Here is a 12,570-nt window from a genome sequence, read left to right on the forward strand (position 1 = left end):
TTCATCGCTCCCGGCTCATGCGCCTGACGCAGCGTTAAGCCATTCTTTGCGAGAATTATGCACATTGTAGCAGTAACGACGGAATCCGGCCGCGCGCCGGCAGCAGCCCGGACCCCATGACGACCGTGTCGAGCCCAACGATCGCCAAGCAGGAACTGCGGCTCCGCGCCTTCCAGATCGAGGAAAGCGATCTCGCCTTGCTGCGCGGCCAGGCCGAATTCGCTCGCGCGCGGCTGCCGGCGCTGCTCAACGAGATGCACGACCAGTTCAATCCCTGGCCGGAGATCAAGCTCGCGATCGAGATCGGCGAGGTCTACGACTTGCGCCTCGCGCATTGGACCAATCTGATCTCCGGAAATCTCGGCGAAGCCTCGCTGAACTCGGCCCACCGCCTGGCGAGCGCCTTCCATCGCCATGACGTGCCCGCCTATGCAGTGGCGATCGGCCATGCCGTGCTGACGAGCCGGATCGGCGCCGAGCTCGGCATCGACCGGGACAGCCTGCAGACGCTGAACCGGTTCTGGCAGCGGCGCGAGCTCGGCCGGCGCATCGCGCTGCGCGCCGCGCTCAACAAGGTGGTGCAATTCGGGCTGGAACTGCTGCTCGAGACCTATGCCGAGGTCCAGCGCCACAATCGCGAACAGACCCAGGCCGAGATCGCCGCCCTCGGGCATACCGTGCGCGGTGTCGTCGACACGGTCACGAATGGCGCCGACAAGGTCGAGAGCATGGCGCGCACCGTGAACGGAGTCGTGCAGGATACCGGCACCCAGGCCGTCGTCGCCGCGCGCGCCTCGGACGAGGCTTCGCTCAACGTCCAGCATGTCGCCAGCGCCACCGAGGAGCTCTCGATCGCGCTGAACGAGGTCTCCTCCGAGATCGCGCGGGCTGCCAACATGGCGCATGACGCGAACGCCGCCGCGCTCAAGACCGACGTGATCGTCAAGAGCTTGGCTCATTCGGCCGAGACGATCGGCTCCATCGTCGAGATGATCAAGACGATCGCGGCCCAGACCAATATGCTCGCGCTGAACGCCACGATCGAGGCGGCCCGCGCCGGCGAAAGCGGACGCGGCTTCGCCGTCGTCGCCAATGAGGTGAAGCAGCTCTCGGCCCGGACCGCCCAGGCGACCGACGAGATCGCCGCGCAGGTGCCGGCCATGCAGGAGGCGACCCGCGAGGCCGTCGCCGCGATCGAGAGCATCGTCGCCTTCGTCACCCAGATGGATCGGACCACGGTGACGATCGCGAGCTCGATCGACGAGCAGCGCGCCGCCACGCAGGAGATCGCCCGCAGCGTCAACCTCGCCGCCATGGGCACGCAGGAAGTGGCGCAGGCCGTCTCGGGCGTCAGCGAGATGGCGCTGGTCGCCGGCGCCAATGTCACCGATGTGCTTAGCGTCGCCGAATCGCTGGCCAGGCAGGCCTCGTCGCTCAGCGCGTCCTTCGACAGCCTGGTCCGGCAGAGCCGCGCGGCATAACCGGCTTCAGGCTTCCCAGCCGGTCGGCAGCGCCTCGCTGAGATTGGGACCGACTCGAACAGCCCAGACGGCTTTCGCAAGCCCGGTCGCATCGTCGATGTCGACCGCGACGCCCGACAGCGTGCCGGTGCCGGATGCCGGCTCCAGCCGCGCGCCCGGGGTCTTCTGCAGGAAGCGCCTGACCGGCTCCTCGCGATGCATGCCGAGGATCGAATCATAGTCGCCGCACATGCCGGCATCGGATTGATAGGCGGTGCCGCCCGGCAGGATGCGCGTATCGGAGGTCGGCACGTGGGTATGCGTGCCGACGACGAGGCTGGCACGGCCGTCGAGGAAATAGCCCATCGCCTGCTTCTCGCTCGTCGCCTCGGCATGGACGTCGACGATCACCGCGTCCGCGACCTCGCCAAGCGGGCAGGCCGCAAGCTCGCGCTCGACCGCGCCGAAGGGATCGTCGAGCGCGTCCATGTACAGCCGGCCCATGACATTGACCACCAGCACGCGCGCGCCGTTCCTGGCCTCGATCACGGCCGCGCCGCGCCCGGGCGTGCCGGCAGGATAGTTCGCCGGGCGGATCATGGCGGGCTGGCGCTCGATGAAGACGAGCGCCTCGCGCTGGTCCCAGGAATGGTTGCCGAGCGTCACCACATCGGCGCCGGCTTCGAGCAGCTCGTCGCAGATCGTCTCGGTGATGCCGAAGCCGCCCGCCGCGTTCTCGCCGTTGATGACGACGCAATCGAGCTTCCAGCGCTCACGCAGGCCCGGCAATTGATCCTGCACCGCGAGCCGGCCGGGGCGGCCGACGACATCGCCGAGAAAGAGGAAACGCATGGGCAGGATCCGCCTCAAAACCAAATAGCAAGGGGCGAGAATGCCCACTTGCCCTCTCACTGACGCGAACCCGCCCCCGAATCAACCGCAGTGAATGGCTTCGGCCTCGGTCACGATCCAGTCGAGGCGCTGGTCATGCGGCTCGTCCGGAACGGCGGCGATCTCCTGCGCACCATAGGCGATGCCGACGCATGTCACCGGGCCGAGCTCGGCGAGCGCCTTGTCGTAATAGCCCTTGCCGTAGCCTATGCGGTAGCCGCGCCGGTCGAAGGCGGCCATCGGCACGATCAGGATTGTCGGCTTCACCTGCAGCTGCTCGGGAGCGGGCACCAGCGTACCGAACCCGCCCGGCACGATCGGCTCCCACGGCGCCCAGCGCCGGAACAGCATCGCGCCCTTGACGATGGCCGGCAGGCACAAAGCCGTGCCCTTCGCGTGCAGCGCTTCGAGGATCGGGCGCGGATCGGCTTCCGAACGCATCGGCCAATAGGCCGAGACCGGGCCGGCAGTCTCGAAGGCCGGGAGCGCCAGCACGCGCTCGACGATGGCCTCGTCCCAGATCAGCCGGTCGTCGATCTCGAGCGCATCGCGGCGTTCCAGCGCCTGGAGGCGCAGTTCCTGCTTGGTTTGCGCGGCGGTCGGAAAGTCAGATGTCATGGAAAGTGCGGAGCCACCTTGGCCGTGGAATTTTCGATCCCGGGACACCTACTAAGTAGGTGGGCGCCATATGTCCGGGTCCAGGGACCCGGTCAGGGACAGCTCCCGAGGAGATCGTATGGGCCCGGGAATACATATTCTCACGCACCAGGCAGCCCCGCCGGACGTATTTAGGATGAGCGCCGGCAAAGCGCCAGAGGCGAATGCCGCAGCTCGGGCATGATCCAGGGCAATCGCTCGTCACGCGGCGAGCTTTCCTGCGTGGCGCCGCAAATCCGCCAGCTGCTCCGACGTGAAGAAGCGCTTCGGCAGCATCTGGAACAGGCGCGGCCCTTCGTAGACCAGCATGATCGTCCCGTTCTCGGCCAGCTCGAGATAGTCGGCCCAGGCGAAGAGCCACTCGCCATTTTCACTGCTGACTTTCAGGCCGGCCTGCGACCACGAATAACTCATCGGACGATGCAGCGTCTTCTGCTGCCGGAAGAGCCTTCGCGTCGCGCGGGGCACGAACCAGAGATAGTTGAGCCATCGCGCGCCCAGCAGCCAGAGAAGCAGCGCGGGAATGAGGAGATTCAGCATCTCCGGTAGCGCCAGCTCGGCGAAGCTGGCGGCGAGGACGAGGATGTAGCTGGCGATGAGGACGCAGAGCACGGCGACCGGACCGCGTCCCTTGTACTGGTTCAGGAGATGCAGCCGATTCGCGGCGACGTAATCAGCCTCGACGAGCGTGATCGTCACGGCCCGGTTCATCACACTCTTTCCGGGCTCGCCGATCTCCCGCCCGCTGCAGATCATGCCGCATCTGTCTGTCGATCTGCTGACAACCTCAGCGCTTTGCCCGTGCAAGCCCGTGCCGGATCACACGGTCGATCAGGTCGGGATAGGCGATGCCGGTCGCGGCCAGCGCCTTCGGGTACATGCTGATATTGGTGAAGCCGGGGATCGTGTTGATCTCGTTCACCACCGCGCTCATGTCGGGGCGCAGGAAGAAGTCGACGCGGGCCATGGCGTCGCAGCCGAGCGCGTAGAAGGCCTTCTCGGCGAGCGCTCTCACCCTATCCGCCACCTCCTGCGGCAGGTCGGCCGGCACCATGACCTCGGCGCCGCTCTCGTCGAGATATTTGGCCTCGTAGGTGTAGAAGCCATGGCTCGCCGCGGTGACGATCTCGCCGGGCACAGAGACGATGGTCTCGCCAGCGGCCTGCTCCAGCACGCTGCACTCGATCTCGCGGCCCTGGATGAACTCCTCGACCAGCAGTTTCTGGTCATGCTTGAAGGCCTCGGCCAGCGCAGCGGCGAATTCCTCCGCATTGCTCGCCTTGCTGACACCGACAGACGAGCCCTGACGGGCCGGCTTGATGAAGAGCGGCAGGCCGAGCGCCTTGCTCGCCTCCTCGAAGGACAGGCTCTCGCCGCGCCGCAGCGTCAGCGAGCGCGCAACCGCGAGCCCGGCCTCCCGCAGCAAGCGCTTGGCGATGTCCTTGTCGAGCGCATTGGCCGAGCCGACGATGCCGCAGCCCGCCAGCGGCACGCCCGCGACCTGGGCGAGGCCCTGAACCGAGCCGTCCTCGCCATCGAGCCCGTGCAGCACGGGAAACAGGATGTCGATCGCCGGCAATGTCGCGGGCGCAGCGCCCTCCGACAAGCTGACCAGACGTCCGCGTCCGCCCGGCAGCAGGCAGATCTCGGCGCCGTCCCCAGGGATCGGATCGGGCAGGACGCCGTTCTGCAATTCGAGCAATCGCCACTGCCCGCTCTTCGTGATCAGGATCGGCACGACATCATAGGTCGCCTTGTCGATCGCCTTCACCACATTGCCGGCGGACATGAGCGAGACCTCATGCTCGGCGGATTGCCCGCCCAGGAGAATGGCGACGCGCAGTCTGTCGGTCATCGAATGTCTTTCATCGGATACAGGCGGGTGATCGCCTGGTCTGGGCCCGCTATCAATCCCGAAAAGGGTGAAGAATCAGGATGCCGGCGTGCTCGGCCCGCATCTTCACGGCCCAGTCCCACGAGATCGCTCCCATGAGCTCGGCCTGTTTGGCAAAGCGCTGCCGCCTGGTATCCTCGTCGGGCCTGCGGTTCTGCAGCTCATGGCGCCCCGCCATTTGGGACGTGACGTCGGCAAAGACCCAATAGAGAAACAGGTCGAGTTCAGCGGTAAATTTCCGGCTGAACTCCTTGCCGCGCTCCGCCATGGCATAATGGTAGACTTGGCTCACCTCGATATGCGGCCGGCCCGACTGCTCGGAAACGCCGTAGGTCGGCAAAATGTCATCGGGCGCGCCAATCCCGCGAGCCAAGGTATCGACGATCTCCTTGACCGCCTGCAGGCCGAGACGAGGCATTCTGGCTCTCTAAACCTTGGGCCCGATTCAGCTGGCGCGCTACCCGACCGGCGCCGGCACGAGGCTGCGCGCCACGCTCTCGATCCGCTCGGCCGCCGCGACCAGCGCTTCCGCCGCGCGTTCCTCGATCTCGCCGAGTCGCTGGTCGGCCGAGCCCGCGTCGCCCTTCACCGCGGCGAGCGCGGTCTCCAGCGAGGCGACGCGCTGGCGCAGCTCGGACATCTCGTCGGCGACCATCAGCGCCGCCATGACATGCAGCCGCATGTCGCCGATCTCGCCGAAGGCCTGGCGCATTTCCTCGATCTTGGCGTCGTAGAGGCTGGCGAGCCCCTCCAGATGCGCCTCCTCGCCCTCGCCGCAGGCCATGCGATAGGCCTTGCCGGCGATCGTGACATTGACTTGCGGCATCGCCTTCCCCGGGTCTCGTTATTGCTCTCTCGCCTGCACGCGCGCTATCACGCCGCCTATGGCGCCGATCGCCCGCTCAAGCCGCCGGTCGACATCGCCGGCAGCGCTCTCGACCTGGTCGAGCCGGGCCATGGTCCCGTCGAGTTCGGCCGCCAGCCGCGCGCGATCATCCTGCATCAGGGTCAGCTCGGTTTCGAGATTGGCCCGTCCCCGCTCTGCCTCGACGCGCCGCCGCGCCGCGCCTTCGAGCTGCGCCAGTGCGCCATCCAGTCGCGCCAGTGCATTGTCCAGCATCAGGCTCGCCACCGTCGTCTCTCCTTTTCCAGATCGAAGCCGGCTTTACGATTCGTCAACCTAGAGCAAGTTCCGGATAAGTGGAAATCGGTTTTCCCGGAAGCACATGCCCGCGAACGTTGGCGCACTGGCTTATCCGGCCGTTCCCTTGACGAAAGCGCGCCGCCATGGCCGAAACAGCGTCCCGGTCGCAGCCGCCGCGCATCGAGGCGAATTGACTCCGGCAGAGCCGGCAGCCTAATCGAGCACCGCACGCAACGCTGCCCCGAAAAGACCATCGGACCGTCGTCAAAACCTGCCGCCGGGCAGGATCTGATCGCGGTCGCGCCCCCTTCCGCAGGCCGGAACCCCAGCCGGAGTCGATGACGCCATGACCCTAGACCGCGCCCAGCACGACAAGCTCGCCAATGCCATCCGCGCGCTCGCGATGGACGGGGTCGAGCAGGCCAAGTCCGGCCATCCCGGCCTGCCCATGGGGGCGGCCGATGTCGCGACCGTCCTCTTTACCCGCGTCCTGAAATACGACGCGGCCGAGCCGCGCTGGCCCGATCGCGACCGCTTCGTGCTCTCGGCCGGCCATGGCTCGATGCTGCTCTACGCCCTGCTCTATCTCACCGGCACGCCGGGCATGGAGCTCGACGACCTCAAGAAGTTCCGCCAGCTCGGCTCGGTCACGCCCGGGCATCCCGAGAATTTCGAGACGGCCGGCGTCGAGACTACCACCGGCCCGCTCGGCCAGGGTCTCGCCACCTCGGTCGGCATGGCGATGGCCGAGCGCATGCTCGCCGCCGAGTTCGGCAAGAAGGTCGTCGACCACCACACCTATGTGCTCGCCTCGGACGGCGACCTGATGGAGGGCATCAGCCAGGAGGCGATCGCGCTCGCCGGCCATCAGAAGCTCAACAAGCTGATCGTGTTCTGGGACGACAACGGCATCTCGATCGACGGCCCGCTGACCATCTCCGACTCGGTCGACCAGGTCGCCCGCTTCAAGGCCTGCGGCTGGCGCTCCGAGCGCGTCGACGGCCATGATCCCGATGCGATCGAGGCCGCGATCCGCCGCGCCCAGAAATCGAACAAGCCGACCATGATCGCCTGCAAGACGGTGATCGGCTTCGGCGCTCCGAAGAAGGCAGGCACCTCCAAGGCCCATGGCGAGCCGCTCGGTGCGGAAGAGCTCGCCGCCGCCAAGAAGGCGCTCGGCATCACCGGCGGCGCCTTCGAGATCGCCCCCGATTTGCTGAAGACCTGGCGCAATTTCGGTGCGGCCGGCGCCGCCGCGCGCAAGGAATGGCAGGCCCGCTACGAGACGCTCTCCGAGCGCAAGCGCGCCGAATTCGAGCGCCGCCTCGCCCACAAGATCCCGGCCAAGCTCGACAAGGCGATCGTCGCCCACAAGAAGGCGCTGATCGCCAACCCCGTTACGGTCGCGACCCGCAAGGCCTCCGAGCTGGCGCTCGACGTCATCGTGCCGGTGATGCCCGAGCTCGTCTCCGGCTCGGCCGATCTCACCCCCTCCAACAACACCAAGGTCAAGGGGCTGGACGACTTCACCCCGAAGACCCCGAAGGGCCGCTACATCCGCTACGGCATCCGCGAGCACGGCATGGCCGCCGCGATGAATGGCATCACCCTGCATGGCGGCTTCCGGCCGGCGGGCGGTACCTTCCTCGTCTTCGCCGATTATGCCCGCCCCTCGATGCGCCTTGCCGCGCTGATGGGCCTGCCGGTCATCTATGTCATGACCCATGACTCGATCGGCCTCGGCGAGGACGGCCCGACCCACCAGCCGGTCGAGCATATCGCCTCGCTGCGCGCCATGCCGAAGATGCGGGTCTTCCGCCCGGCCGACGCGATCGAGACGGCGGAAGCCTGGCAGCTCGCCCTGGACCGCACCGACGGCCCGACCGTGCTCGCGCTCTCGCGCCAGAACCTCGCGCAGCTGCGCACCGACGGCACCGCCACCAACCGCTCGGCCAAGGGCGCCTACGAGCTGCTGCCGGCCGAAGGCGGCAAGGCGCAGGTCACGCTCTTCGCTTCCGGCTCGGAGCTCGAGATCGCCGTCACGGCTCGCAAGCAGCTGGCCGAGAAGGGCATGCGCGCCCGCGTCGTCTCGGTGCCCTCGCTCGAGTTGCTGCTGCAGCAGGACGAGGCGACCCAGGCCCAGGTCATCGGCAACGCCTCGATCAAGATCGCGATCGAGGCCGGCGTGCGCTTCGGCTGGGATGCGGTGATCGGCCATGACGGCGTCTTCGTCGGCATGCATTCCTTCGGCGCCAGCGGCCCCTACAAGGACGTCTACAAGCATTTCGGCATTACGCCGGAGGCAGTGGTCGAGGCGGCGGTCAAGCGCCACAATCTCTGAGATTTTTGAGCAGAACGCTTGCGCTCGGCCCTAGTTTGGCCGATTTGCCCGCGTGAATGCACGATATCGATCGTGAATGACGAAGGAGAGGATTGAGATGACGGTCAAGGTGGCGATCAACGGCTTCGGCCGCATCGGGCGCAACGTCCTGCGTGCGATCATCGAATCGAAGCGCAAGGATATCGAGGTCGTGGCGATCAACGATCTCGGCCCGGTCGAGACCAATGCCCATCTTTTCCGTTTCGACTCCGTCCACGGCCGCTTCCCCGGCACGGTAACCGTCTCCGGCGACACGATCGATGTCGGCCGCGGCCCGATCAAGGTCACCGCCATCCGCGATCCCAAGGAGCTGCCGCACAAGGCGCTCGGCGTCGATATCGCGCTGGAATGCACCGGCATCTTCACCAAGCGGGATACGGCCGCCGCCCATCTCGCCGCCGGCGCCAAGCGCGTCCTGGTCTCGGCCCCCTGCGATGGTGCCGACTTCACGGTCGTCTACGGCGTCAACCATGACGCCCTGACCGCCGATCACCTCGTCGTCTCCAACGCCTCCTGCACCACCAACTGCCTCGCCCCGGTGGTCAAGGTGCTGCATGACGCGATCGGCATCGACAAGGGCTTCATGACCACGATCCATGCCTATACCGGCGATCAGCCGACGCTCGACACGATGCATCGCGATCTCTACCGGGCGCGTGCCGCAGCGCTCTCGATGATCCCGACCTCGACCGGCGCGGCCAAGGCGATCGGCCTCGTCATCCCCGAGCTCAAGGGCCGGCTCGATGGCACCTCGATCCGCGTGCCGACCCCGAACGTCTCGGTCGTCGACTTCAAGTTCATGGCCAAGCGCAAGACCACGGTCGAGAAGGTCAACGAGGCGATCCTGAAGGCCAGCAAGCGTGGCCCGCTGAAGGGCATCCTCGCCGTCACGGATCAGCCCAATGTCTCAATGGATTTTAACCACGATCCGGCCTCGTCCACCTTCGCCCTCGACCAGACCAAGGTGATGGACGACAAATTCGTCCGCGTCCTCTCCTGGTACGACAACGAGTGGGGCTTCTCGAACCGCATGAGCGACACCGCCGTCGCCATGGCGAAGCTGCTCTGACCGTTCCAAGAGTGCCCGGCCGCGCCTTGACCGCGCGGCCGGGCGCCATCCTCCCCGAATGAGCGGAGAGCCTATGACCAAGATCGAGCCGACCGTCGCCGCCCCTGCCCCAGTCCCTGTCGAGCCGGCCGCTCCCCCGCCTGCTGCGCCCCCTTCGCCACCGCCCGTCTTCACCCAGCCGGCTGCAGTCGAGGTCACGCCGGTGGTCAATGAGCCGCGCAAGCTCGACCAGCTCTCCCGCATCGAGGACAAGACGGCCCGGATCGAGGAAAAGTTCGCCCGCTACGAGGCGGTGCTGACCCGCGCCGAGGCTTCGTTGGAGCGCAGCGCCCACAAGGTCGACGCCGCCGCCGGCACGATGGATTTCGCCAGCATCCGCGACGAGGTCGCCTCCCTGCGCAGCCGGGTCGATGCCACGCCGCGCGCCGCCACGCTCTTCACCACGGCGATCATCACTGCGGTCCTCACCGTCATCCTGACCATCCTGGTGCTGAAATTCGGCGTGCCGGGCGTCATGCAGAAGCTGCTGCCGTGAGCGGCTTCCGGACCCTCGACGACGCCCAGCTCGCCGGCAAGCGCGTCCTCACCCGCGTAGACCTCAATGTCCCGATGGAGGACGGCAAGGTCACCGACGCCACCCGCATCGAGCGTATCCTGCCGACCATCCGCGAGATCTCGCAAAAGGGGGGCAAGGTCGTCCTGCTCGCGCATTTCGGCCGGCCCAAGGGCCGCGACGACAAGAACAGCCTGAAGCAGGTCGTGCCCGCTCTGGCCCATGCGCTCGGCCAGCCCGTGATCTTCGTCGACGATTGCATCGGCGAGGACGTCGCCAAGGCCATCGCAGCCGCGAAGAACGGCGAGGTGCTGCTGCTCGAGAACACCCGCTTCCACGCCGGAGACGAGAAGAACGATCCGGACTTCGTCAAGGCGCTCGCCGCCAATGGCGATCTCTTCGTCAACGACGCCTTCTCGGCCGCCCATCGCGCCCATGCCTCGACCGAGGGCCTCGCCCATGTCCTGCCGGCCTATGCCGGCCGCACCATGCAGGCCGAGCTCGAGGCACTCTCCGCCGGCCTCGATAATCCCGCCCGCCCGGTCATGGCGATCGTCGGCGGCGCCAAGGTCTCGACCAAGCTCGACCTGCTCGGCAACCTCGTCAGGAAGGTCGATGTCCTCGCCATCGGCGGCGGCATGGCCAATACCTTCCTCGCTGCGCGCGGCGTCGATGTCGGCAAGTCGCTCTGCGAGCATGACCTCGTCGGCACCGCCCGCGAGATCGAGGAGAAGGCCAAGGCCGCCGGCTGCGAGATCCTGCTGCCCGTCGACGCGCTGGTCGCGCGTGAATTCAAGGCCAATCCCGGCCATCGCGTCGTGCCCGTAACCGAGGTCGACGCCGACGAGATGATCCTCGACGCCGGCCCGCTCAGCGTCGCCGAGGTCGTGCTCAAGCTCGACCACGTCAAGACCGTGGTCTGGAACGGCCCGTTCGGCGCCTTCGAGCTCAAGCCCTTCGACACGGCCACCGTCACCGTCGCCAAGGCCGTGGCTGAGCGCGTCAAGGCCGGCAAGCTCGTCGCGGTCGCGGGTGGCGGCGACACCGTCGCGGCCATGAACCATGCCGGCGTGGCCGACGACCTCTCCTATGTTTCAACCGCCGGCGGCGCCTTCCTCGAATGGATGGAAGGCAAGGCACTGCCGGGCGTCGAGGCGCTGCGGAAGGACTGAAGCCGTCTCAGGCCATGAGGCTGCGGGCGCTGCATTCCTGGGCGCCGGCAGCCTTGGCCTGGCCTATGAAGAACGGCAGCCCGCGCCAAGACGTTCGCGCCAAGCCATTGGAAGAGCTGAAGGCTAATCCTGAACCACGCTTAACCGTGAACGGGCGATGATGCTGCGCCCCCGCTTTACGATTGCCGCATATTCGCACTAAACCCTCCCTGACGTTTTGAGCCGAACCGGGAGGACCACATGGCCCGCATCACCCTGCGCCAATTGCTCGATCACGCCGCCGAGAACGACTACGGCGTGCCTGCCTTCAACATCAACAACATGGAGCAGGCGCTGGCGATCATGGCCGCGGCCGACGCCACCGACGCCCCCGTGATCATCCAGGCTTCGCGCGGCGCCCGCAGCTACGCCAACGACATCATGCTCAAGCACATGATGGACGCGGTCACCGAGATCTACCCGCATATCCCGGTCTGCGTTCACCTCGACCATGGCAACGAGCCCGCGACCTGCATGACCGCGATCCAAGCCGGCTTCACCTCGGTGATGATGGACGGCTCGCTCAAGGCCGACGGCAAGACCCCGGGCGACTGGGACTACAATGTCGGCGTCACCAAGACCGTCACCGACATGGCCCATCTCGGCGGCATCTCGGTCGAGGGCGAGCTCGGCGTGCTCGGCTCGCTCGAGAGCGGCGAGGGCGAGAAGGAGGACGGCCACGGCTTCGAGGGCAAGCTCAGCCATGACCAGCTCCTGACCAACCCGGACGAGGCCGTGAAATTCGTCGCCGAGACCAAGGTCGACGCGCTCGCCATCGCCATGGGCACCTCGCACGGCGCCTACAAGTTCACCCGCAAGCCCGACGGCGCGATCCTGGCGATGCATGTCATCGAGGAGATCCACAAGAAGCTGCCGAACATGCACCTCGTCATGCACGGCTCCTCCTCGGTGCCGCAGGACCTCCAGGACATCATCAACCAGTATGGCGGCAAGATGCCCCAGACTTGGGGCGTGCCGGTCGAGGAGATCCAGCGCGGCATCAAGCACGGCGTCCGCAAGATCAACATCGACACCGACAACCGGATGGCGATGACCGGCCAGATCCGCAAGATCCTCTCCGAGAACCCCGGCGAGTTCGATCCGCGCAAGTATCTGAAGCCGGCCATGGAGGCCATGACCAAGCTCTGCACCCTGCGCCTGCAGGAATTCAACACCGCCGGCCAGGCCTCGAAGATCAAGCGCATCGCGACCACCGCCGAGATGGCCAAGCGCTACGCCAAGGGCGAGCTCGACCCGACCTTCGGCAAGCAGAAGGCGGCCTGATCAAGATGCCGTCCCGGTCCTGCCGTA

The 12,570-nt window shown here is 66.7% G+C and carries 13 protein-coding genes and 1 other RNA gene; 6 read left to right on the top strand and 8 right to left on the bottom strand.

What is annotated here, in order from left to right:
• The first annotated feature begins 116 nt into the window (after positions 1-116).
• Positions 117-1,481, top strand: coding sequence for a globin-coupled sensor protein (locus EV560_RS03185; protein WP_131853906.1), 1,365 nt, complete (start codon positions 117-119; stop codon positions 1,479-1,481).
• Between the two features lie 6 nt (positions 1,482-1,487).
• Here the strand turns inward: EV560_RS03185 and EV560_RS03190 are convergent, their stop codons facing one another.
• The 8 genes from EV560_RS03190 to EV560_RS03225 form a co-directional block, all read right to left on the bottom strand.
• On the bottom strand, positions 1,488-2,312 hold the full coding sequence (locus EV560_RS03190) for a TIGR00282 family metallophosphoesterase (RefSeq protein ID WP_131853908.1): 825 nt from the start codon (positions 2,310-2,312) through the stop codon (positions 1,488-1,490).
• Positions 2,313-2,393: 81 nt separating this feature from the next.
• Positions 2,394-2,969 (bottom strand): 5-formyltetrahydrofolate cyclo-ligase, encoded by a 576-nt coding sequence (locus EV560_RS03195; RefSeq protein ID WP_131853910.1) that lies wholly within the window; start codon positions 2,967-2,969, stop codon positions 2,394-2,396.
• Positions 2,970-2,975: 6 nt separating this feature from the next.
• A non-coding RNA gene (ssrS, locus tag EV560_RS03200) (6S RNA) lies at positions 2,976-3,130 on the bottom strand.
• Between the two features lie 79 nt (positions 3,131-3,209).
• Positions 3,210-3,719 (bottom strand): YcxB family protein, encoded by a 510-nt coding sequence (locus EV560_RS03205; protein WP_165923297.1) that lies wholly within the window; start codon positions 3,717-3,719, stop codon positions 3,210-3,212.
• A 76-nt stretch (positions 3,720-3,795) separates the two neighbouring features.
• Positions 3,796-4,863, bottom strand: a complete 1,068-nt coding sequence (locus tag EV560_RS03210) for a D-alanine--D-alanine ligase family protein (RefSeq protein WP_131853914.1) — start codon at positions 4,861-4,863, stop codon at positions 3,796-3,798.
• Positions 4,864-4,915: 52 nt separating this feature from the next.
• A complete protein-coding gene (locus EV560_RS03215; protein WP_131853916.1) occupies positions 4,916-5,320 on the bottom strand; it encodes an Imm63 family immunity protein in 405 nt (134 codons plus the stop codon).
• A 39-nt stretch (positions 5,321-5,359) separates the two neighbouring features.
• The gene (locus EV560_RS03220) at positions 5,360-5,728 is read right to left on the bottom strand and encodes a cell division protein ZapA (protein WP_131853918.1); all 369 of its coding nucleotides are present in this window, start codon (positions 5,726-5,728) and stop codon (positions 5,360-5,362) included.
• A gap of 18 nt (positions 5,729-5,746) precedes the next feature.
• Entirely contained in the window at positions 5,747-6,034 is a 288-nt protein-coding gene (locus EV560_RS03225) for a DUF4164 family protein (protein ID WP_348982180.1), read from the bottom strand.
• 358 nt (positions 6,035-6,392) lie between these two features.
• Here EV560_RS03225 and tkt point away from each other — a divergent pair, with 358 nt between their 5' ends.
• From tkt to fba, 5 genes are all read left to right on the top strand, one after another.
• Positions 6,393-8,387 (top strand): transketolase, encoded by a 1,995-nt coding sequence (gene tkt, locus EV560_RS03230; protein ID WP_131853920.1) that lies wholly within the window; start codon positions 6,393-6,395, stop codon positions 8,385-8,387.
• Positions 8,388-8,484: 97 nt separating this feature from the next.
• Positions 8,485-9,495 carry a type I glyceraldehyde-3-phosphate dehydrogenase gene (gene gap, locus EV560_RS03235; RefSeq protein ID WP_131853921.1) on the top strand — a complete coding sequence of 337 codons (1,011 nt, stop codon included), beginning with the start codon at positions 8,485-8,487 and terminating at the stop codon, positions 9,493-9,495.
• Positions 9,496-9,568: 73 nt separating this feature from the next.
• A complete protein-coding gene (locus EV560_RS03240) occupies positions 9,569-10,030 on the top strand; it encodes a hypothetical protein (RefSeq protein WP_131853923.1) in 462 nt (153 codons plus the stop codon).
• The gene (locus EV560_RS03245) at positions 10,027-11,220 is read left to right on the top strand and encodes a phosphoglycerate kinase (RefSeq protein WP_131853925.1); all 1,194 of its coding nucleotides are present in this window, start codon (positions 10,027-10,029) and stop codon (positions 11,218-11,220) included. The genes EV560_RS03240 and EV560_RS03245 overlap by 4 nt, the downstream gene beginning before the upstream one ends.
• Before the next feature lie 240 nt (positions 11,221-11,460).
• The gene (gene fba, locus EV560_RS03250) at positions 11,461-12,543 is read left to right on the top strand and encodes a class II fructose-bisphosphate aldolase (RefSeq protein ID WP_131853927.1); all 1,083 of its coding nucleotides are present in this window, start codon (positions 11,461-11,463) and stop codon (positions 12,541-12,543) included.
• The last annotated feature ends 27 nt before the right edge of the window (positions 12,544-12,570 follow it).

This window comes from Allobosea sp. BK604 (assembly GCF_004341515.1).
GTDB lineage: Bacteria > Pseudomonadota > Alphaproteobacteria > Rhizobiales > Beijerinckiaceae > Allobosea.